The following is a 23,505-nucleotide window of genomic DNA, read 5'->3' as shown; positions in this document are numbered from 1 at the left end:
AATGAATAATCGAGATACGCTATTTCCCATTATTAAAGACGATATTACCTTTGATACCTTACTTGCTCAGGCAAAAACCGTTATTGAACAACAATCCGGTCAATATTGGAATGATACGGGGGAAAATGACCCCGGCATTACCTTATTAGAAGCCTGTTGTTATGGCGCATCAGATTTAGCTTACCGCCATTCATTACCATTGAAAGATCTTCTTACTCCTGAACAAAATCAACAGACATCCGGCGATGGTATTTTCCCTAAGGAGTTTGGCCCACAACAAACGCTGACCTGTGGTCCCATTACCGCAGAGGATTATCGCCGGGCTTTATTAGATTTGCACAGCAACGATCAAAGTAATGGTTATTTTCTCTTTAATGATGCACAGCTTATTCGAGAACCTGAAGATCAACGCTACACATACTGGTATAACAAACAAGAACGACAATACAGTTTCACCAAAGACAAATACAGAGATACACAACAGTTAAAATTAACACTAAGGGGAAACTATTGGCTTTATCTGCTACCTAGCCGGGAAACTCAGGCTAATAATACACTCGCTCAGACAAAACTAAAGACCTTCTTGGAAGATAACCGCAATTTAGGAGAATCCGTCAGTAAAATTATTTGGCTAAAACCCACCGATATATCATTGAAGATTGATATTCAGCTTAATGATGATGTCAAAGATATCGCTGATATATTCGCTAAAATTTATACAACAGCGGAACAAATGGTTCTTGAAAAGCCACTACGTTATACTATCCAAGCTATGAAAGAAATGGGTTACAGTAATGAAGAAATTTTTGATGGACCTTATTTACGTCATGGTTGGCTACCTAAGTTACCTTCAATCAAAGATTACACCGAACCTAAAGAATTAAATTTAAGTCCTCTGGTTAATCAATTATTAAGGATCAAAGGAATCAAGAGCATTACCAAATTCACATTAGATGAACATAATCAAGAAAAAAATGATAACTGGTCTTGGACAATCGAAAAAGAGCACTACCCCAGATTATGGGGCGACAATCCCTTACAATTGATTACCTCACCAGACAGTCCACTCACTATTACCGCTAAAGGTGGGATTAAAGTTACGATTTCTAAACAAGATATAGAAAACAAGATTATTCCAGAGCCACTGATTAATACACAACCTGAATTGATGAATTGGGGTAAACATCGTAAGGTTCTGAATTACCATCCGGTAAGCAATAAATTACCCTCTTGCTATGGATTACAAACTAATACCCATCAACAAATACCATTACACCAGTTTATGTTGCCTTTTGAACAAATGCTGGCTAATAGCTGTGCTGATCTCGCTTTATTACCAAAATTATTGGCTTTTAAACAACGAGGAAATACTGTATATGGAACTCAATGGCCTTTTAAAGAAAATAGTGTGGGTCAGAATATTCATCAAAGCATAAAACCTAATTTAATTGATCAGATAAATAATGGGGCGAAAATCGAAAATAATGATAAAAACTATGCCAGAGAATTGGTAATTATAGATTATCTGTTACGATATTTTGGAGCTCAATGTTCAATCCCTCTCCTACAGGCAAACTCACAGCAATCTCTGGCACTAAAAGAAGATTTTCTATCTACCCAGCGAGAATATCTTACTCAACAACCTAACCTAGCCTACCAACGTAACAATATTCGTATTGATCGGGTATCAGCCCTTCAGAAACGCATTGCTGCCCGACTTGGTCTGGGAGGAGAATGTTTCAGTGAAAACCCGGAGCTGGATAAACTTCCCTTTTATCTGATTGAGCATCGTCAACTCTTGCCGGTAAAACCACATAATAAATTCAATGAGGATCAACAAGCTAATTTTAAGGTGGTTGAAAATAATAAATTAGAAATCATGTGGAAAAATAATGGTGAAGCCAAATTACAGAAACATCAATTAATTGACCTAGAATTTAACTTCAACCAAGAGACAATCACAGCGAATAATCTAATGATCACAGAAGTGAGAGAAGACAGATTCACCCTAAATGCGGATAACAGTGAGGATCTGAAAAACACATTGAGTAAAATAGCGGAAAAAAATATGCTCTGAGCTGGAAAAACAGCAAAATATGGCTGGAAGATATGAAGTATCAATTAGTTTATGATAATAAAATACACACCAAAAAGGCAACAGAAAATGAACGATGGATTACTATTAATAACCAAAACTCCTTCCCTGCCATGATCGAAAAGAATGACGAAATTACACTAGAAATTAACAATGACACACTTAAAGTGCAGGTAAAAGAATTTGATCGCATTAATAGAAAAATATTAGTTGAAAAAATAACAAATCAAGAAAACGATTTTCCACAAGAAAGCAATGCATCGAATTATCAATGGTATTTCTCCGGCAATAGATATATCAAAGCCGATCGCTTTTCATTTGTAATTAGTGTAGTACTGAATCAAGGATTATTTGAGAATAGCACAATCAATCTTTACAAATTAGAATTTTGGGTAAAATATGAGATTTTAGCTGAGCTACCTGCTCATATCTCATTAGTTATTCACTGGTTACCAGAATCACACTTCAACAACTTTGCCAAGATATACAAACATTGGCAAAATAATGGCGCACCTTTAGGGGATCAAGCATACAACATTTTAGAAATGTTAACGCTAGGAAAAAAACCTTCTATTTCAGAAGACATAACCTACAATATAGTTGAAGTAGACCTTAATGATTATTAACTATAATGACCAATTTCCCCATATTTATTAGTTAAGAAAAGAGAATATTAATATGAGGTCAAATATAAATCTGTTAAACCGGATAATCATTATTATTGAAGCCAATAACACACAGGTAGCTAAAAAAATATTGCATGGCTCCTTGCTTAATCAATTCAATATAAATAAGTTAATCAATTCCTGTTTTAACTTATCTACCATTAATACAAATATCTATTTGGAGGAACTCATTCTGAACCTTGGAGAAATAAGATTAGATGATTTTAATTCACTGTTTTCTACTCGACTTAACGATAAATTAAGTCAAGCATTAAACCAATATCAGATAAATAATCAAACGGATATTGAGAACTTTATTCATTACTTACATCAGAAAGACTCTACATCAAACTCAATGGAAATAATGAAGAATAGTAAAATTACTGATATCAACATTAAACAATTCATTAATCAATTAACACATGTACAAAATAACTGGGCATTATTATTAGCAAAAATCTGTTTATCCGAACACAGTCTACAAAAACTTCTGGCTACCAGAGAACCCGCTTTATTAACTGCCATTAATCGTAAGTTATCGGAAAGCATAATTACACCGCAACATCAGGAGGAACCTGTTTCCTCCTGCCAACTGATATTAAATGCGTTGAAATATATACAACAACATAATACGCAAGAAATTCCCAAACCCGATGCGAAAATTATCTCACGTATTACAACTGAACTTAATAACGGTGCGATTAATATAACATCTATTGTTGAATTATTTCACCATGCTGTAGCCCATCACATCCCATTAAATGACTGGTTAAAACAACTCTGGCAAGCATCACCAATTTCACAACGTTGTAAAAAACATCTATCGGTTGAAGAATACAAATACCTGTCAAAATACTTTATTACAACAGGAGAAAATAACCATAACCAATATCTAACTGACGACACACAACAACCTGAGCCGACTTCATTACCTGAACAAGCCTTACCACGTCAGGTAAACAATGCTGGAATATTAGTTTTATGGCCGATATTACCTGCCCTATTTAATCAACTCGGTCTACTTGAAAAGCAAAAATTTATCCATCATCAAGCTCAATTCAGTGCCGTTGTCCTGCTTGATTATCTAATTTGGGGAACCGAAAAGACACCGATAGAACGTAAGGGATTAAATCATATTTTATGCGGACTCATGACTGATGAAAATATCGAATCAATGCCTATTGAACCAGAAAAAAAGTTGGTAGTAGAACAGTGGCTGGATACGGTTATCGCCCAACTTCCTGCCTGGAAAAAATTAAGTCGCAATGATGCTCGCCAATTGTTTCTGCAACGTCCGGGAGAATTACGAATAAATGAACAGGAAATCAAAATTACAATCCAGCCTCAACCATTTGATGCACTATTAACTGACTGGCCCTGGCCGTTAAATATCGCCAAATTACCTTGGCTGGATCGACCTTTATTAATCTACTGGAAAAATATTTAAAAGGTTTATATGAAATTTCCTCTGACAGATAGCCATTATATGGCAGCAGAATTACATTGGATTTATCCTCATTTGGAGCGTATTGATCTGCTATTACAACGCTACTATTATCAAAAGCGAGATTGGCACGATTCCTTACCAGAAAGCTTTTTACTGACCGAAGATGAAATAGAACAACGTTTGATAAAACCATTAGGCATACCTCATTGGTTAAAACAGAATGACATCATTAATCATGGGAAAACAGAGAATAAATCTATTTCTGGTACCATATCATTGTTGATAGAACGTTTTGAACTCACTGAATTTGAGCGTGATATTTTACTGTTAGGTTTATTACCCCATTTTGACAGCCGTTATCATGTACTGTTTGCTTTTCTACATGGTAACAGTAAAAAACAGTGGCCAAGTTTTGCTTTAGCGATTGAATTATTTAGCCAACGCCAAAGTGATTGGCAATTACTACAAAATAGCTTTCTGCCGCAAACACCATTAATCAATCACCGTCTGTTACGGCTCAATAACCACGAGGAATCTATTTGGCTGCAAACGCAATTCTTAACGCACAGCGCTGTCTGGCATTTCTTATCCGGCCAGCGAGTTATTCTTCCTCCCTTGACAACTTGTGCTTATTGGTATTCTTCTACTCCACAAACTTGGTATCCGCAAACCCTTTATCATTCATTTAAGAAAATATTATTAAATGAAATAGACGAAGTACGCCCACTGGTGATCCTCAAAGGAAAACAGGATAGCGCCAGAGAATTAGCGGTCAGTAATATTATGGCATTGCATAACATCAGTACCTTAATTCTTGATTTAGCCTGCCTACCGGACGAAGAGAACACTAATACAATACCTGACTTGTTAATCGATGCAATACGGGAAGTTCAGCTACACAATGCCTGCTTATTAATCCGTAATTTCTCTTTGCTTGCAGAGGAAAAAAAAATATGGCAAAGCCAATTATCCACCCTGTTAAATCAACCCAAATTACGCGTGGTTTGTCTGGCAGAACCGAGCGATTCATTTGTATGGATTCAACACCTGCCAATGGTACAAATTGAGATGCCGGTAGCTACACTGGCAGAAAAAAAAGCGATGATGAAAGAAAATTTGCCGGATAATGCCGATCGGGACATTAATCTTACTCAGTTATGTCAGCGCTTTTCATTTACTCCCGAAACGTTACCTTTAATTATTAAAGAAGCCATTCAATATCAAATATTACGGCAATCAGAAGGACAATTAGCAGAAATTGATTTACGTAAGGCATTAAGTCTACGCGCTCAGCAAAATTTCGGTAAATTAGCCCAACGAATAACCCCAAAACGCAGTTTTAATGATTTAGTCGTTTCAGAAGGATTAACACAACAATTGAGAGAAATTATTGCCGCGATTAATTACCGTGACCAAATATTAAACTCCGGTTTTCAGGAAAAAATAGGTTATGGTACCGGTATTAGCGCCCTATTTTACGGTGAATCTGGTACCGGAAAAACGATGGCCGCAGAAGTGATTGCCGGGCATCTTGGCGTTGATCTGATTAAAGTCGATCTTTCTACCGTGGTGAATAAATATATCGGTGAAACGGAAAAAAATATCTCTCGAATTTTCGATCTGGCGGAAGCGGATTCCGGCGTGCTGTTTTTCGATGAAGCCGACGCCTTATTTGGTAAACGCAGCGAAACCAAAGATGCCCAAGATAGACATGCCAATATTGAAGTTTCTTATTTACTACAACGATTGGAAGATTACCCCGGATTGGTGATTTTAGCCACTAATAACCGCAGTCATTTAGATAGTGCTTTTAACCGCCGTTTCACCTTTATTACCCATTTTACTTATCCCGATGAAATATTACGTCAACAAATGTGGCAAACAATTTGGCCTGAACAACTGCATTTATCGGATGAGATTGATTTTGAATATTTGGCTAAACAGGCCGATCTAACCGGCGCAAATATCAGAAATATTGCGCTATTATCATCAATATTATCGGTAAATGGTAATAATAATAGAGTTGAAAATAAACATATAGAACGGGCAATTATTCTCGAATTGAATAAAACTGGCCGGTTAATTTTTTAAACGTTTAATAAGATTGGAGTCGATATGAAAAATATAATTGATCCTAATGATGCTATTATTGCAGTGAATACCGCATTAGATGAAATCTTATCTCAGCATCCCAACATTTCTAATCAAGGAATTGATATCCGTTTTGATCTACCTGAAATTAATTCAATCCCTTCTAAGCCTACAGTCAGCGTATTTCTTTATGATATACACGAAGACCTACAACTACGTTCTGCCGAACCAAGGAGTTATAATCCTACCACCAGCTCACTATTACCAGGATGGGTAAATATTAATTATAATTATTTAATTACTTACTGGCATTCGCGTCAATCACCAGGAGATGGCTCTAGCCCTGACAGTCAACCTAATAATCAGGCTGCGCGAGTCATGACAGCTATTTTGAATGCATTAATTAATAACCGACAATTACCTAAAATTCCTGGCGCATATACCAGAGTGATCCCACCGCAAGAGAATTTAAATAGTCTAGGCAACTTTTGGCAAGCGCTCGGCAATCGCCCTCGCCTTTCTTTATTATATTCCATTACTGCCCCGGTAAAACTGCAAAACAATAAAGACGATATAAAACCAATTAGCCAAATTTCTGCATCTGTAGAACAAAAATCAACTCTAGATAATTCATAGATAGATCAAACTTTATTTGATAAATTATGTGCCGATTTAGATTTCAATTAAATAAAAAATACAAGCAACCATAACGAGAGGTTTATAAATGTTTAAAAATAATATTCGTGAAAAAGCAATTAAAAAATTGCATTTCAAAGATAAAAATCCAGATATCACTAGATTAGACGGATTACACTTGGAACTTCCTGATAATAAGGCGGTAACATCAGCTTATCAACAACATATCCCTGAGTTAAAAGATTTTAGTAAAAAAACACAATTAATCCTCAATGCCTCAAAAGAATTTGGACAACTGAAACCAGCGAAGCAACGTAGCTTTTCTAAAGCTGGCCTAAAAGCCGATGGTATTTCTGATGGACGATTTACCTATGCAAAAAAATCTTTGGAAAATTTCGCTGCCCATGCGGGATATGAGCATCATGGTCACTATGACGATGAATTTGTCAATCTTAAGAATAATGAAAAAAATTTAGCAGATGGGAAGTTATTCCCTGGCATTAATCTAATTAAACGCCAGAAATTATCAAAAGTAAAAAATGAAAAAACCAAAAAATGGGAAACACAATTAAGAGATGAAGCGGAAGCTTATAAGGTCAATAATATTGAATCCTTTATCTCAGAAATAAAAGATATGTATAAGCAAGCAAATAAACCTTTACATCCAATAACCGAATCCCTGATCAGAGATCATATTGCTAACAACGAAGGCGTATTACCCACAATGGCGGGTATTGCCGGTTTACATGCAGAGGTGCAAGCCCTTAACAATTTATTGATCTTAGCGGATGAAAGAGCAGGAAAACCGATTGGCAGCCGCAAGATAGGAGAATATATGCGGGATATGCTGGAATCATCCATCTTTACCCAACGACTGACAACCAAACAAGCTGGAGATGATTTTGCTGCTTGCCATAATTGCTCTGGAATATTATCAACACCAGCCAACGTTATAACGGGTAAGGTAGCCAGTGCAGGAAGTAATTTCTCACTAACATTAGCTCAATACAAAGCATCGCAAGAATCGCCAATTTAAAATTGTATTTCATTCAATAAATTTTTTATAACAACATCTTACCTGAAAGAATATTACTAGAATATGATTAAAATCATATAAATAGCACAACTCAAAATTTATTTAAAAAGAAAATTAATAGATTTGAAGGTTTCATCAAAGAGGAAATAAAACTGTCATATGAATTTGATATGCTAAATGAGTCTATGATGAAACTAAGTCAAACGTCATATACGTAAATTTAATGAAATACTCAAGGAGCATTTTAAGTTCTTTCTAAAAGAATGGGGAGATAAGGGGAGATTTAACACACCAGAAGTCAAAAACCAATTACACATTTTGAAACAAATAGTTAAAGAAAAAATCTAATCGCTATCTGAGATAACCCGTTAAAATACATATAATTATGCTGTGGGACAAGATTATTGCATTAGATATGATCACTAAGCATATTGTTTATTTCAAAAGCATTTCTTACTTAAAACTAATAGGTAGGTGATAACATGGAACATGAATATAAAGAAAGGCAAAAAAGACGCTCATCACAGCCAAAGAATGAGACTCATCATGAAAGCGATTCATTAGAATTAAAACTAAATACGGCTCCAAAAAACAATGGCTCAGGTCATATCATGGATGGGCGTACTTCCGTAAATCACAATGAATTACCTGCTGACACTCAGCTATCTCAAATAGCTATGCTAGGTAGCCATGATGCAGGTACCTATGCTTACAGTAGAAAAAGAAATGGAATGTTCAGTAGCTTAGGAGCTGCATTGCCCTTTGCATTTAAAACCCAAAATAAGAGTTTGAGAGAACAAGCAGAGGCGGGGACAAAATACTTCGATATTCGCGTAGCACGGAACAAAAATGGCTCATTTAGCTTTTTTCATGGCCCTAGTGTTGCGGCCGGGGATGCCATTGCCGATGTTAAGGAACTGTTGAGTCATGCAACAGGAGATACCGATAATTTTTATCTCATTAAATTTGTATTTAAAGGAGAAGGTAAGAAAAAGAACACCGCTTCTGGAACGTCGGATTCAGATATCTTTTTGGAGAATGTACTCGAAGGTCATCGTGATAATCTTATTACCCGTAATGACACGCCGAGTTTAAGCGAAGCAACGGTTGATTTATTGGGTAAAGGAAAAAACATCGGAATTATGGTGCATGGTTATGACGGAGCTGAGCCACATTGGGCCTACAAAGAACAAGTTCACACAAAGTGGGCTAATCGAGCGAACGCAGGAGGTACAGCCAAGTTCCTTAGTGAATTTCACGCAAACCCTGCACCTGAAGGTAAACTTAATGTTATGCAGACAAATATCCCAGTAGCTTCTATTGGACGTAGACAATTTACTTCAGGAGTAAAAAGTTACCTATCTAGAAATAATGCCGTTTTAGCTGATGCTGTTGAGAAGATCCCTCATGCGGGAATAATCAGTGCGGATTATATCGGTGACACTCATAGTGCAACCTCAAGATTTATAGAGACGATTGAAGCACATAATCGACGTTTAATGAAGACAGACTAATAAGGTAAGAAAATTGAGTATGAAAAAAACAGCCTGATATATTTTCTTCCCCGCTCTCTATGCAGAGCGGGATATAAAATACAAAGGAGGATGCGAATATTAATGAATTTAAAAGAAAAGATTTACATGAAATGTAATTTTTTAACGAAGATAAATAATTTAGTCGAAATGAATTTGAACAAGGATTAGATTTACCTCCAACTAAACAAAATAATCCGTCTCGCGATATTTTAAATTTGTAAGATAAGTATTAAGCATCGAAGAATTCCTTTAACAAAACCGGACGAAATAAGCTATTCCGTGCAATACAAATGATAACCGATAATAAACGGTTTTTTTGGGAGGAATATAATAATATACGCGCTGAATTAAAGCTGAAATTCCATGACTGTTTTAGCATCAACTAGATAAAGGAACGCAATCGAAAAAGATTTTACCTTTTCACCTATTAGGATAACCATCAAATCAAGGAGCATAAATAAAATGACATCCACCTTCGATCCGGCCGTATATGCCGGCACGCCTACCGTCAATATATTGGATAACCGAGGACTGACCGTAAGGGAAATTGCTTTCCATCGTGCCGAAGCGGCCGACGATACCGATATACTTATTACTCGCCATCAATATGATTCACGCGGCAATCTGGCTCAAAGCATTGACCCACGTTTATATGATTTGATGCAAGCAGACGATACGGTACAACCTAATTTTCACTGGCAATATGATCTGACAGGCTCGGTACTACGCACAATAAGCGCTGATGCCGGATGTACCGTGACACTGAGAGATATCGAAGCTCGCCCGGTTTTTAATGTAAATGCAACAAGCACAGTGCAAACCTGGCAGTATGAAAATAGTTCATTACCTGGCCGCTTGTTAGCAGTCAGTGAGCAATCCGTTGATGAAGAAATACCACAAGTTATCGAACGTTTTATTTGGGCCAGTCATTCTCCGGCAGAAAAAAATCTTAATCTGGCCGGTCAGTATATGCGTCACTATGACACCGCAGGGCTGAATCAATACAATAGTTTTTCTCTGACCGGTGTACGCCAATCCCAATCACGACAACTGCTCAATGACGATCAAATACCGGACTGGAGCGGTGATAACAGATCAGACTGGCAGAGCAAATTGGAAAATAAGATTTACACCACAAAAAGTATCACCGATGCTACCGGCGCGCCCCTGAAACAAATCGATGCTAAAGGCAATATGCAACGTTTGGCGTACAATGTCGCCGGACAATTGAAAGGTCGTTGGTTAACTATCCAAGGGCAACCAGAGCAGACAATAGTTAGTTCCCTCTCTTATTCAGCAGCAGGCCAAAAACTACGTGAAGAGCATGGTAACGGCATAATCACCAAATACAATTATGAATCTGCAACTCAGCGATTAATCAATATCTCCATGCTACGTGCCAAAAAACCCCTCTTTAATGAGAAATTATTACAATCTTTACGCTATAAATATGACCCGGTAGGCAACGTGGTGAGCATTCGTAATAGCGCAGAAGAAACCCGTTTCTGGCGTAATCAGAAGGTGCCCTGCCAAAATAACTACACTTATGATTCCCTGTATCAACTTATCGAATCTACCGGCCGTGAAATGGCTAACATAGGTCAGCAAAACCGCCGGTTCCCATCTCCTATCGCTCCCCTTCCCTCTGATGACAATACCTATACCAAATACATCCGTACCTACCGTTATGACCGAGGTAACAATTTGACGCAAATCCAACATAATGCCCCGGCAACTCGCAATATTTATACGACAGAGATCACCGTATCTCACCGCAACAATCGAGCCATGCTGAGTAAGCACGGAATAACGCCAGATAATATCGATGCACAATTTGATGCCGGAGGGCATCAGATGTCACTCGGAACAGGACAAAACCTAAACTGGAACCGAAGAGGCGAACTGCAACAGGTCACTACGATCAATCGGGGCGATAATAATAGTGCAACGGATAAGGAATGGTACCGCTACAACGCAGATGCAACGCGAGTGCTGAAAGTAAGCGAACAGCAGACAAGTCATAATACGCAACAGCAACGGGTTATTTATCTACCCGGACTAGAACTACGGGAAACAAAATCAGGCACCGAGATCACCGAAAGCCTACAAGTCATTACCATTGGGCAAGCCGGCTGGGCACAAGTTCGGGTACTACACTGGGAAGCAATAAAGTCCAATGACATCAACAAAGATCAAATACGCTACAGTTATAACAATCTGATTGGCAGCAGCATGGTGGAATTGGATGCCAGAGGTAAAGTTATCAGTCAGGAAGAGTATTATCCATATGGAGGCACAGCAATATGGACAGCCAGAAACCAAACTGAAGCCAGTTATAAAACCATCAGGTATTCAGGTAAAGAGCGAGACCAAACCGGGTTGTATTACTACCAATATCGTTACTATCAGCCGTGGATGGGAAGGTGGTTAAGCGCCGATCCCGCGGGAACCGTAGACGGGTTGAACCTATACCGCATGGTCAAGAATAACCCGCTTCGTTATCAGGATGAGTCTGGCGCCAATGCCCACGATAAAGCTCAAGCTACTTTTAAACAAGGTAAAAAAACAGCCATTAAACAACTCAAAATAGCCAGCAACTTTTTGAAAGAGAGCAAAAATGATGAAAGCGCTCTTGAAATCTACAGGATATTTTTCGGTAGTCATCAGGAGGCGGATCAACTACCGCAATGGAAAAAACGTATTGACAGAGTTATTCATGGATTAGATAAGCTGAAAACTACAAAAAATATTAATTATCAACAGGATAAATCAGGTTCATCCAGTACCGTCGCCGATTTGGATGTTAATGAATATAAACAACGGTCAAAAGGCGATAAGAGTATTTATCTCAATGTGTATACTGATACGCTGAAAAGAGTCTATGAAGATCCGCTATTAGGACGTGAACATGTTGCACATATTGCTATTCATGAGCTCTCACATGGCGTATTGCAGACCCAAGATCATAAATATATTGGCGTTCTCTCCAGCCCTGGCTCACACGATTTAACCGATTTACTCCATATTCTTATGCCGCCGGCAAATGAGCAGGATCGAACAGAGAAACAACGTCGAGCTGCGGGCGCCAGAAAAGCGCTGGAAAATGCCGATTCATTTACCCTATCAGCACGATATTTGTACTACACCGCACAAGATCCAGATTTCTTATTATCCCTTCGCAAGGAATACAAGGAGTTCAATAGCAAAAAAATTGATCGACTGGTTATCAGACCCCCTGAATGGACCAAGAGGCAGTAAAGAAGAATAAACTGCTATTAATTAAGTATACCCGTCATCTTTCAAGTTGCCTCTTTGTTGGCTGCACTCACTCACCCCGGTCACATAGCTCTCTATTCTCCCGGGGATTCGTTCCTTTGCCGTCGCGATGCATCTTGAAATCCATAGAGTATATAAAAATAGTACGTTATAAAAAATCTCTGGCGAATATTGTCAGGGATTTTTTAATTTCAATGATCAAAAAATAACATCACAACTCAGGTGTTGCCGCCATTCAGGCGGCGCCTGTTTTTCTCGATCTTGAAGCTACCGTTGCAAAAATAATCACATTAATTGAATCAGCAGCCGAACATGTGATTATGAAACAGGACTATTGCTGTGACAGCGAAGTCTGTATTGAAAAAGAGATCATTTGCGAGCCATCAGAAAAAGCGTCCACAGCAATTAATATCGATAAAAATAATAACGGATAAAATTAATATAAAAGTTTATTTTAAATTTTGCAGCCGTAATTTAATTAAATTATTTCCCAAATATACGGCTGTATTCCAATCAAAACACTTAATTAGCATTATCCCCTCATAGCGATAACATTTCCCCCTCCACCTCTTTACAAACATTTACTATTTCTACTGTTTACTACTCACCATAGAGTAACTTTAATAAACATCCCGTATTAGCCACAGAAGCCTTTCAGTCCAGTTATCAACTGGTAACGGAGATACTGAATTATATTTAGCCACTTTATAAAAAACTATGAATAAATATTTATATATAGTTATACTAATTAATAATTTTATAATGTTATTAATTGATATTTGATATTAACCAAGATCAACTATAATCACCCTGCCTTACGATTGTGACTTTAAAATTAAAAAATAATATTTTTATATAAACAATCATTTCTATAAATCAGATGGATGCGGTAGCTATATATAGCTAAATAAATAATAAATTTAATCAACCAGGAGGATTATATGTCACATTCTGAATATGATATCGCAGATAAAAACGATGCCAATCAGTCAACAAAAACGGAATATACCGTAGTTAATGGGAAATACTGGGAATATAAGCAAGATGATAACAAAAATGATGATAAACCATTTGTTTCATTGCTAAAAGGCAATCAAGACTATCCAACTTGGATAACCTCTGATATTAAAGAAGTAAGTCTATATATTATAGAAAATTTATTTTCTTATAATGAATACTCAACTAAATTACAACAAACATTAAAACAAGCTGTGGACGCTGTTTTCAATGAATATTCAGAAATAAAATATTCTGAGTTATTGCATAACATTAACAATATATTCAATCTTTTTTTTATAAAAAATTATAATAGCCCTGATATCGATACAGCAATCAATATCTTAATATCAAAAATAGAAATTCATGAAAAAATAGCAAGAATAAATCAGGATAAATCTGATTCCGTTCAAAATAAAGTCGACATATGGCATGAATTGGGTATCAATGCCGAAGAACCTTTACTGAAAATATATCGTCAGGCATTCTCTACCGGAGAGATCGATGATGAGGTCTATTCAGATACATTGCTAACTTTTATATCAGATGGCAATGTAGCGTTAAGTGATAAAGAAAAATCAGATTATAACCAAAGAATCAAAGATAAAGAAGATCTTTTCAAATCCTATAAAGAAGGCATTGAAAAGGTAAATAGTTTAATTGCCGTTAATAATATTCATCCAGGCATTCCGATTATTCACCCAGAAACCAACCAAAGTATCAGCATTGGAGATGACATATTATTAGCTCTACTAGCCAAAGAGGAGATAACATTAAAAAAACAATATCGTACCGAATATAGCCAGAAAGATATTTTTGAACTGCAAACTCTACAAGCTGCTAAGTATCATTTATTAGTCTTATCCTCATTAGGCGCCATATTATATCAGATTGCCCCTAAAGTCGGAGAAATGACTCAAGGTCATGGTGATTATCGCGATATTATTTTTGCTCAAGATCAGGCTGAGTTATTATTTAAAAAACATAATATTCATTATGATACTGATCATATTCTTACCCAAGAATCAAAACATATTGAAATGGAAGGCTGCATTATTTTAACCGCAGCAATCATTTATCGAATGAGAAAAGAGAATGCTAATGTAGAGCAAGCATTTAAGTATTCTACATTAGAAACAATAAAATTATTTGAAAATGACAAGCAAAAACTTAATCCTTTCAATAAAAATAATGTAAAACCCGCAGGATACTTTTCTTTTATCGATTTCAAAAAAAGAGATAAATTTGATTCACAATATAATTTTAATGAGCAATTCAATGTCTATAAAAACAAATACAGTCATTATGAATCCATTTCACTCAGTAGATTAATACTTTCATCTCCGGCTGCGCAATTAACGGCCGAAGAGATTGTTAATCCCCCAGAAGAGGCTTTTCTCTATTCAGTCGAACAGGGTATGGGAAATGTCGCCATGATAAAAATGTATCAAGGTAATTGGTTGGTGGTCTCAACGATACAAGGAGGAGTGAAAGCAAGAAAGTATTCGCAACAGCAAGTTGATAGCCAACCCACTTTACGTGCTATGTCCAAACCCAATACACTATTTTTAATTGAGCGAAAAATGGAGATAGGCATTGGCATGTTAATGCCAAATATGATGGTCAATACCGGAAAAAGACTGTTTCCGATTGGCTATGAACGAGCTAAAACGCTAAGTGGTTTCGCAGAAACAAGCAGATATAAATATTCCTACGACGCATTTTGGAATGATTATTACGGTATAACTTCAGGAATGAATGTAGGAATTAGCTTCACTGGTTCACCTAAATTTAATTTTTATAAAGAAGAGAACTTACTTTCTGTTGCCACAACGATAATTCAACAAGGTTTAAATGATATTGCAATAAAAAGCAAACAAGCGCTGGATATTACCTCTGGCTGGCATATAGCAGCAACTATTCTTATTCCTTTCTATAATGTTATCTATAAAGCAACAACCGATAGTGAATATAAATTAACTGGGGAAGATATTGGCTCAATTGTCTTTGATACAGCAAATGTGCTGTTAGTTGTTGCTACCTTGGGTATGTCATTGACTGAATCAATGACTGCAAAAGTCGCACAAACCACATTGAGCCTCAGACAAGCCGGTCTGACCGGAAGAGCATTAATTACAGCAGTTATCAGAACATTACCAGAACATGGCATAATCACTTTACGCCAATCTTCTAGCATTCTGCTCGGCGGATTAATCGATTTAATCGAACCTTTACCCATTAGATCAACGCTGACCTTAACTTACCGAGGAGTCGTCAGCGCAGTAGGTGCGATAAAAAATAGCATTAAACTTGAGAAAAGTTTCGCTGATATTTTTAGCAAAAGTACCAGAGGGCTTGGCAAACTTAAAAATGAATGGCAAGTCAGCAATATATCACTCAATGGAATGGCACCTCATACAAATGAAAGAATATATAAAGGAATTTATTCAATCCGCCCTGCTAATATAGAAACAGCAGTTAAGCAGAACTACTATATAAAGGAATCTGGCGCGAATTATCAAGTCAAGTGGGATGAAGCAAACCACACCTGGCGCGTAGCCAACCCAGCTTATCCGCAACAATTTAGTTATTGGCCTGCGGTGAAATTAGATAAAAATGGACATTGGGTTACTCATACCGATGTATCTAATAAACTTCTTATTCTGGAACAAAGTAAAAAAATAGATCAGGAACTTGAAGCAGCACGCAGTAATATGAATAACGATAAAACAGTGGATGCATTTATTCATATCAATACCGCATTCAGAAATTATGAAAAGTATGATATCGATAAATTATCGGATATTACTGATACATTAACCCATTTTTTGGAAAAATCGCTAAAACTTGGCAATAAAGAAGCCCTACTAAACATAAAAGTAGCGAATATCCAACAAGCTTGGATACGTGAAGTCACCTTGCCATTACAGAATAATCTCAGTATTTCGGCTGAAAAAATTAATGCCATCAAAACCGAACTGCCTTATTTATTGAAGGAAATCTATCCGATTGAAAATCAATTACCTAATGCATCAGCAATCAATAAAATCGCCCTTGCCATTGAAGAAATATCTAGCACACCGATGCCAAAGTATTCTTCGGGTAATATCCAAAAAACGATACAATATACATCCATAGGGGGTAACCGTGTAGACATTCCCCCTGTCGGGATCACAATAACAGGCAATGATCTATTTATTAATAAAGTCACTCACGTATTAGATGAAATAAGTGAAATTCCTTCCGGAAATATCGTTATTCAAGAACTTGAAAAACAGGGTTTAAATATCAAACCGCCGACAATGGATGCCATTGTGCGTGAAAAGGATGGTCAATTTTATGCCCGTAATAGTGCCGGTAGCAGTATTGCTTTTGATCCAGAGAATCACCTGATTGGCACAGAAGAGAAACTTGCCGAGGAGCCTTGGCGTTCCCGTGAACCGGCTATCGCTTTATATCATGAGATGCTACATATCTATTATAATCGTTACCCAACATGGTTTACTTCTATCGATAATAAAATAATTGATCAAAAAGTTAGTGGCGGTTCTTCTTTGCTGGAAGAATCACGGATTGTGGGAACAAAATATTACGCCAACGATAAAAATACGTTATTTGATTTCAGTAATTCTGACTATTTATTGGAAAATAATTCAGCCTTGTTGACAGAAAATAGATTCAGAGCTGAATATTCCTTGTTCAAAGGTGAAAATGAGTATGTTATTCAACCTTATTATGGTAAAGGCGATAGTCAGATACCATTGACAAGCATCAAAATAAGTACCAATGAATCACACCGCAATGTCATGGGTGTCGGTAGTGGAAAACCTGAAAAAATGCCCGGTGAATCAGCTACTGATTACCGTAATAGAGTGAGAGAATGGCGAAAAACCAATAAAAAGCCAGAGCTGGATATAGATATTGGATCAAGTGATATTAGAAAAACAAAAGCACAATTCAGAATTGGGCTTTTACAAAAAGAATACCCTCAATTTGAACCGCAAAAAATTGAACTTGGTGGCGCATTCGAATTATGGACAGTACCTAATGAATCTGCGAATAAATTGATGTTGAGTTCACATGGCTATTTTTTCTCTGATAGTGCCGCGACGCAAGTTCCTGCGGGAAAAACGATTCAATTTTTTGGTCCCCACGGTCAGACATTATTAGAAGCACCGGAAAATCCATTAAACTCCCCTTTTGATGTCACATTAGGTAATAGTGGCTTTACGATACAACCTTATGCAACGATAGAATCAGGCAATAAAGCAGGTTCAGCCAGTGTAAAAATAGGTGATAAAACATTTACCGTGAACGATATTCAGAATATGGCTGCCAATGATATTGAAAATTATCTGCTAGCCACTGGAGTAGAAGCCAATACAACCAATCATGGTAAGGTAAGAAATTACGGCATCAAATATTATGAGAAAATGCCGGATGAGGAAGTGAAGGCGGCAATATGGAAAAACAGAGCAGACAGTACGAATATCAATAAATATGACGCGCTATTGGTCAGCCCGGAAGCTGGAAATCGTAAAAAATTATCCGATATTTTTACGCTGCTGAGAACCGACGAAAGGATGGCAAAATATGATGAAATAACCTTTGTCGCCTGTCGTGAAGAATTGAATAGAATAAACATGAAATCAGTACATGATACTGGCCTTGGCGGTGGTTATGAACCCAAACTACAACCAACGGTAATTCTTTCACGTTCAAAACGATCGGCAACCCTCACGCCCGACGGAGCAATAATTTATTCTGTTATTGCAGTAAATCTGCATCATAATCTCATAACGGAAAAAATCGTCGGTATAGCCCCTTTCCTATTTATAGATAATTAAAAGGTCTTTTGGTATTACTTGAAATACTAAACTAAATGGAGGCGAGGAATGTTTTCTCGCCTTATTTATTTTAAACTATATTTTGATTTGCTTATTTTAGGGGTTTAACCATCCAAAAATCATCCTGTGATTTCTACTCCGGTAGTCGTTCTTGGTCGACTGGCTGTAGATAACTGCAAGCTGCCCATTCATTAGGATAATCGACATGGCCTATCCCGATAAAACCACATCATCCTCGTCCCTCAGTTTCTGTTTTTCCTTAACATCGTGAACTACCCGCGATAGATTTATGCTTAGTCAGCTCACGTGCGAGTAAACATTACCGGTTTTGCCTACCAGTAGGCTAATATATCGCTGACATTTATTTTATAAAAGACTCATACAAAGCTTTAAAATACAAAAAATACATTTATAAGCTTCAAATAACACTCTTATGATATTATCTTTTAATATCAAATTTTGGCAAAATAAGAGGTATAATAGAATCTCTTAACCATAAAATTGAACATTAGGAGATGTATTCGTGGCTCTAATGCTTTATACCGAATCAGAGTTGCTGGCAGAACTTGGGCGCCGTCTCCGGGAACATCGGCTACGACGTAACATGCTCCAGACAGAACTGGCTCGCAGGAGCGGTATTTCTGTCTCTGCGCTCAAAAAACTTGAAGCCAACGGGCGAGGCACGCTTGAGAATTTTATGAAGGTCGTCTTTGCTCTGCGGCTGGAGAACGAAATTAAGTCCCTGTTTATGCTACAACCGGCCAGCATTGCGCAGCTCGAAGCCATGAAAGCGCCGGTTCGCCAGCGCGCTCGGCGAATCCAACGTTCATCGCGGAAACCCTCCGGCAATGGCCCCGCTCATCAATCAGGAGACGCAAAAAAATGACGACGCGAAACTTTCAGTACCGGTCACTGGGCCAACTACAGGTGATCTACCACGGTCATGGAGAACAGTGGGTATTGGGTCATCTGGCCGAAAGTACCGGGCGTGGCCGCTATTTATTTGAGTACACCCACAAAGCTCTTGATAACGGCATCGAATTCTCGCCTCTACAACTACCGCTTTCCACTGATACTTACGCGAATTTTGAATACTTTCAAGACTGGCTCCCCGGCTTCATCGCAGATTCCCTGCCAGATGGGTGGGGACGGCTGCTTATGGACCGGTTCCTTCGCCGTAATCACATCGATCCTGGTCGGATTTCCGTCCTGGAACGCCTGGCATTGCTAGGCGACAACACGATGGGGGCTCTAACCTATCAACCTACTCTGCCTTTACCAGACGATCAAGAAGACAAATATAGTATTCTGAACTTGACCGGGCTGGCCCAACAAATCCGTCAGGAAGTAACTAGTCAGGACTCGGAGGCGCTGCGTGAACTTTTCCTGCTTGGCGGTTCGCCTCACGGGGCCAGACCAAAAGCACAGGTAGAATATAATCCATCCACCAGCCAGATGAAAACGACTGCGTTCCCAGGAAGTGAGCCTTGGTTGGTCAAATTCCCCGCAGCAGAGGAAAATCCTTGGGTCTGCGCCCTTGAAGAAGCATATGCCTGTACCGCCAGAATGGCGGGCATTGATTTCCCCACAAGTCGCTATTTCCGCCTTGAAGGGGAACTTGCTGCATTCGGTGTCCGGCGGTTTGATCGTGAGAATGGCATGCGAGTGCCAGTACTGAGTATGGCCGGCGCCCTACATGCCGACTTCCGATTACCCTGTATGGATTACATAGATATCTTACGGGCGACTGGCTCCATAACGCGCTCTGTTATTGAGCGAGAAATCCAGGCCCGGCGTATGGTGTTCAATGTGTTAATGCATAATCGTGATGATCATGTGAAGAATTTCTCCTTCATTTTGAATGAAAACAATGAGTGGATAGTTTCCCCCGCCTATGACCTGACCTTTGCGGACGGCCCCGGCGGACAGCATCAAACCTCAGTGACTGGCCACGGAACAGATATCACCCGCACCATGTTGTTGAAGGTTGCCAAAGATGCGAGCATCACGTCGGCCAGAATGAACAACATCATTGATGAAGTAGCGGATATCGTCGCCAACTTCGCTCATATTGCACAGAATGTAACTGATGATATTCCCACTGATGAACTTCATCAGGTCACGGACTGCATTAACCGAAATCTGTCCTGTTTAAAACGATAAATTCAAGGTACAGGCCTTCTGGATTCTTCTGTTAATCAGAAGACCAACGGCAGGGAGTACCGCATATCGGCAGCGTCCCGGCCGTCTCCTGAAAAGGGTGGCAACCAAATCTACGGCTTTATATCTGCGATTAAATTACAATCCCAATTCAGATAATCCAGGATGATCATCAGGACGGCGACCTAAAGGCCAATGAAATTTACGTTCAGACTCTTTTATCGGAAGGTCATTAATGCAAGCATAGCGGTTATACATCAAGCCATCTTCGTTAAATTCCCAGTTTTCATTACCATACGAACGAAACCAATTACCAGAATCATCATGCCATTCATAAGCATAACGAACCGCTATTCTATTATCAGTAAATGCCCAAAGTTCTTTAATTAAGCGATATTCATGCTCTTTCGCCCATTTTCTGGTTAATAAATCCTGAGCCTCTTTACGGCTACGCACAAATTCAGCACGATTACGCCAATGGGTATCCAATGAATAAGCCAATGCAACCTTTTCAGGATCACGGCTATTCCATCCATCTTCCGCTAAACGGACTTTTTGAATAGCAGTTTCCCGGGTAAATGGCGGTACCGGCTGGCGAATTTCTTTTGTATCAGACATATTGTCTCCTGATTAATTACAATTTAATTTCATTAACTCACATCGCATTTATTCAGCAATGCCCTGGCAATATTCATTGCCTCTAAAGCAAAATGTGTATCATTCATTACATGCGCAGTTGTAATTGCGCCTTCCATTAAAAGTAGGAATTTCCTCGCTAAATCCACCGATGAATCTGGCGATATTTCTTCACAAATAGAAAGTACGTAAGTAAAAACTTTCTCTTTATGTTCCTTAGCAATTATTCTTACCGGATCATCAGGATTAGGGCGCTCACCGGATGTATTGATAAATGCGCATCCTCGAAAATCATCACTTGCGAACCATCTTTGTAATATCAGAAAAATATTCAGCAATTTCTCTTTAGGCGTTTTATATTCAGCTAGTGATGAAGTAAACCACCGCATCCATCGTTCATCTCGCCGACGCAGAACTTCTTCAATCAACCCCTCTTTCGTACCGAAGTAACGATAAATCGTCTTACGTGAAGAACCTGTTGTGCGCGTTATCAGATCGATACCTGTAGCCGCAATCCCCCTTGTGTAAATTAATTCCTCTACAGCATCCAACATGTTTTCCCTGATGTTAGGCACTTGCTCACCTTCCATGTTTTTCATGGTAGAACGATCATTCTCCATAGTCAACCTCTTTACTAAAAAAATGGATTTAAATTGTTATCTCTATGATTTAAAAAGTAATTATAATACTCTCTGCCTTTATCATCAAAACTGCTCATTTATACATGAGAATAGCTTTAAATAATGATCTTATCAGAGAAATGAGAAAATAATATTAAATTTCCTACTGCTGTTTTTTACTTATTATTTCAATTAAAAATTGAAATTTATTTTTAAGCGCAAAAAAAATAATATCATAAAATTATTTCCATATAATAAAACTTGATTCTTTATCGTTAATAAATTTTAATTTAAATAGTCAGGAATATTATTATTAAATATCTTAAAATACTACCAATAATTAAAATCAGGAATATAAATAAAGGGCGAATATTCGCCCTTCTATCAGCCGCCAGCTAATTTAACTGTCATGCCTTTGGCTTCAAGTAACTGTTTCAATAAATCTCTTTTATCGCCCTGAATTTCGATCTCACCCTCTTTCACTGAACCACCACAGCCGCATTTTTTCTTCAACTCAGCCGCCAGCTTAGCTAGCGTTTCATCATCAGTATCAATCCCGGTAATTACACAAACCCCTTTTCCTTTACGGCCACTGGTTTGACGTTGAATACGAACAATGCCATCCCCTTTTGGACGCTGAGGTTTAACTGTTTCTTCCTGAATGCGCCCTCTGTCTGTGGAATAGACTAACCGTGAATTACTATCTTGCATTAATAACTCCTGCAATAGATTGATTAATCTGACGCAATGCTGCCGCAGGATCAGCGGCACGGGTAATCGGGCGCCCAATAACCATATAATCAACGCCAGCCAATATCGCCTGCTCTGGGGTCATGATACGCCGCTGATCGCCTGCATCACTGCCCGTCGGGCGAATTCCGGGAGTAATTAATTGAAAATTCTGACCACAAACCTTTTTCAGTTGCTGAGCTTCATGCGCAGAGCAAACCACACCATCCAGCCCACATGCCTGAGTCAGTTTTGCCAACCTTTCAGCTTGTTGCGCTGGTGTCATATCAATACCAATACCTTGTAGATCCGATTGTTCCATGCTGGTTAATACCGTGACAGCAATTAACAACGGCGCCTCATGACCATAAGGTCGCAGAGCTTCTTTCGCCGCTGTCATCATTCTGGCGCCGCCACTAGCATGTACGTTTACCATCCAAACCCCCATCTCAGCAGCAGCAGCTACCGCTCTGGCGGTGGTATTAGGAATATCATGGAATTTCAAGTCCAAAAATACTTCAAAACCACGTTGGCGCAGCAACTTAACAAACTGCGGACCATGAAGGGTAAACATCTCTTTACCTACTTTCAGACGGCAATCCTGTGGATCAATTTTGTCGGCAAAAGCCAGCGCCGCATCCTGATTGTCGTAATCTAAAGCAACAATGACAGGCGAGCTAATCTGTCTACCGAACGATGTTAAGGTATGAGATGTCATTTTTTAACCTTTTTGACT

The 23,505-nt window shown here is 38.3% G+C and carries 14 protein-coding genes and 2 pseudogenes; 12 read left to right on the top strand and 4 right to left on the bottom strand.

Annotation, left to right across the window (positions count from 1 at the left end):
- Window position 1: 1 nt before the first annotated feature.
- From TI10_RS01925 to TI10_RS01880, 12 genes and pseudogenes are all read left to right on the top strand, one after another.
- Window positions 2-2,077: a hypothetical protein gene (locus TI10_RS01925; RefSeq protein WP_336431518.1), complete on the top strand. Its 2,076-nt coding sequence runs from the start codon at window positions 2-4 to the stop codon at window positions 2,075-2,077.
- Window positions 2,078-2,109: 32 nt separating this feature from the next.
- Window positions 2,110-2,721, top strand: a complete 612-nt coding sequence (locus TI10_RS26425; RefSeq protein WP_336431517.1) for a hypothetical protein — start codon at window positions 2,110-2,112, stop codon at window positions 2,719-2,721.
- Window positions 2,722-2,773: 52 nt separating this feature from the next.
- On the top strand, window positions 2,774-4,207 hold the full coding sequence (locus TI10_RS01920; RefSeq protein WP_049581476.1) for a contractile injection system tape measure protein: 1,434 nt from the start codon (window positions 2,774-2,776) through the stop codon (window positions 4,205-4,207).
- Window positions 4,208-4,216: 9 nt separating this feature from the next.
- Window positions 4,217-6,298: an ATP-binding protein gene (locus TI10_RS01915; RefSeq protein ID WP_049581474.1), complete on the top strand. Its 2,082-nt coding sequence runs from the start codon at window positions 4,217-4,219 to the stop codon at window positions 6,296-6,298.
- Window positions 6,299-6,322: 24 nt separating this feature from the next.
- Window positions 6,323-6,931, top strand: a pseudogene (locus TI10_RS01910) (DUF4255 domain-containing protein); the annotation flags it as partial.
- Between the two features lie 91 nt (window positions 6,932-7,022).
- Entirely contained in the window at window positions 7,023-7,970 is a 948-nt protein-coding gene (locus tag TI10_RS01905; protein ID WP_049581473.1) for a YwqJ-related putative deaminase, read from the top strand.
- A 201-nt stretch (window positions 7,971-8,171) separates the two neighbouring features.
- A pseudogene (locus TI10_RS24765) lies at window positions 8,172-8,318 on the top strand (IS1595 family transposase); the annotation flags it as partial.
- A 134-nt stretch (window positions 8,319-8,452) separates the two neighbouring features.
- Window positions 8,453-9,484, top strand: coding sequence for a PI-PLC domain-containing protein (locus TI10_RS01900; RefSeq protein ID WP_049581472.1), 1,032 nt, complete (start codon window positions 8,453-8,455; stop codon window positions 9,482-9,484).
- Between the two features lie 483 nt (window positions 9,485-9,967).
- Window positions 9,968-12,763: an RHS repeat-associated core domain-containing protein gene (locus TI10_RS01895; RefSeq protein ID WP_049581469.1), complete on the top strand. Its 2,796-nt coding sequence runs from the start codon at window positions 9,968-9,970 to the stop codon at window positions 12,761-12,763.
- Between the two features lie 959 nt (window positions 12,764-13,722).
- Window positions 13,723-18,624, top strand: coding sequence for a putative adhesin (locus TI10_RS01890; protein ID WP_049581468.1), 4,902 nt, complete (start codon window positions 13,723-13,725; stop codon window positions 18,622-18,624).
- A gap of 532 nt (window positions 18,625-19,156) precedes the next feature.
- Window positions 19,157-19,510 (top strand): helix-turn-helix domain-containing protein, encoded by a 354-nt coding sequence (locus tag TI10_RS01885; protein WP_074524816.1) that lies wholly within the window; start codon window positions 19,157-19,159, stop codon window positions 19,508-19,510.
- Window positions 19,507-20,787, top strand: coding sequence for a type II toxin-antitoxin system HipA family toxin (locus TI10_RS01880; RefSeq protein WP_049581466.1), 1,281 nt, complete (start codon window positions 19,507-19,509; stop codon window positions 20,785-20,787). The genes TI10_RS01885 and TI10_RS01880 overlap by 4 nt, the downstream gene beginning before the upstream one ends.
- Before the next feature lie 135 nt (window positions 20,788-20,922).
- On the opposite strand, the gene TI10_RS01875 is transcribed toward TI10_RS01880, so the two are convergent.
- The 4 genes from TI10_RS01875 to pyrF all read right to left on the bottom strand — a co-directional run bounded on the left by TI10_RS01875 (window position 20,923) and on the right by pyrF (window position 23,487).
- Entirely contained in the window at window positions 20,923-21,402 is a 480-nt protein-coding gene (locus tag TI10_RS01875) for a nuclear transport factor 2 family protein (protein WP_049581465.1), read from the bottom strand.
- 32 nt (window positions 21,403-21,434) lie between these two features.
- On the bottom strand, window positions 21,435-22,040 hold the full coding sequence (locus TI10_RS01870; protein WP_049581464.1) for a TetR/AcrR family transcriptional regulator: 606 nt from the start codon (window positions 22,038-22,040) through the stop codon (window positions 21,435-21,437).
- 384 nt (window positions 22,041-22,424) lie between these two features.
- Complete coding sequence (yciH, locus tag TI10_RS01865; RefSeq protein ID WP_049581463.1) at window positions 22,425-22,751, bottom strand: stress response translation initiation inhibitor YciH; 327 nt, start codon at window positions 22,749-22,751, stop codon at window positions 22,425-22,427.
- Window positions 22,741-23,487: an orotidine-5'-phosphate decarboxylase gene (gene pyrF, locus TI10_RS01860; RefSeq protein ID WP_049581462.1), complete on the bottom strand. Its 747-nt coding sequence runs from the start codon at window positions 23,485-23,487 to the stop codon at window positions 22,741-22,743. The genes yciH and pyrF overlap by 11 nt, the downstream gene beginning before the upstream one ends.
- Between the last annotated feature and the right edge of the window lie 18 nt (window positions 23,488-23,505).

The sequence above is a fragment of the Photorhabdus luminescens subsp. luminescens genome (assembly GCF_001083805.1).
Lineage (GTDB): Bacteria > Pseudomonadota > Gammaproteobacteria > Enterobacterales > Enterobacteriaceae > Photorhabdus > Photorhabdus luminescens.
This window is presented reverse-complemented; position numbering and strand designations above follow the sequence as displayed.

What these genes read in the sequence shown, in the direction of transcription:
- TI10_RS01925 (WP_336431518.1), top strand. Translation starts at nt 2, where the DNA reads ATGAATAATCGAGATACGCTATTTCCCATTATTAAAGACGATATTACC.
- TI10_RS26425 (WP_336431517.1), top strand. Translation starts at nt 2,110, where the DNA reads ATGAAGTATCAATTAGTTTATGATAATAAAATACACACCAAAAAGGCA.
- TI10_RS01920 (WP_049581476.1), top strand. Translation starts at nt 2,774, where the DNA reads ATGAGGTCAAATATAAATCTGTTAAACCGGATAATCATTATTATTGAA.
- TI10_RS01915 (WP_049581474.1), top strand. Translation starts at nt 4,217, where the DNA reads ATGAAATTTCCTCTGACAGATAGCCATTATATGGCAGCAGAATTACAT.
- TI10_RS01905 (WP_049581473.1), top strand. Translation starts at nt 7,023, where the DNA reads ATGTTTAAAAATAATATTCGTGAAAAAGCAATTAAAAAATTGCATTTC.
- TI10_RS01900 (WP_049581472.1), top strand. Translation starts at nt 8,453, where the DNA reads ATGGAACATGAATATAAAGAAAGGCAAAAAAGACGCTCATCACAGCCA.
- TI10_RS01895 (WP_049581469.1), top strand. Translation starts at nt 9,968, where the DNA reads ATGACATCCACCTTCGATCCGGCCGTATATGCCGGCACGCCTACCGTC.
- TI10_RS01890 (WP_049581468.1), top strand. Translation starts at nt 13,723, where the DNA reads ATGTCACATTCTGAATATGATATCGCAGATAAAAACGATGCCAATCAG.
- TI10_RS01885 (WP_074524816.1), top strand. Translation starts at nt 19,157, where the DNA reads ATGCTTTATACCGAATCAGAGTTGCTGGCAGAACTTGGGCGCCGTCTC.
- TI10_RS01880 (WP_049581466.1), top strand. Translation starts at nt 19,507, where the DNA reads ATGACGACGCGAAACTTTCAGTACCGGTCACTGGGCCAACTACAGGTG.
- TI10_RS01875 (WP_049581465.1), bottom strand. Translation starts at nt 21,402, where the DNA reads ATGTCTGATACAAAAGAAATTCGCCAGCCGGTACCGCCATTTACCCGG.
- TI10_RS01870 (WP_049581464.1), bottom strand. Translation starts at nt 22,040, where the DNA reads ATGGAGAATGATCGTTCTACCATGAAAAACATGGAAGGTGAGCAAGTG.
- yciH (WP_049581463.1), bottom strand. Translation starts at nt 22,751, where the DNA reads ATGCAAGATAGTAATTCACGGTTAGTCTATTCCACAGACAGAGGGCGC.
- pyrF (WP_049581462.1), bottom strand. Translation starts at nt 23,487, where the DNA reads ATGACATCTCATACCTTAACATCGTTCGGTAGACAGATTAGCTCGCCT.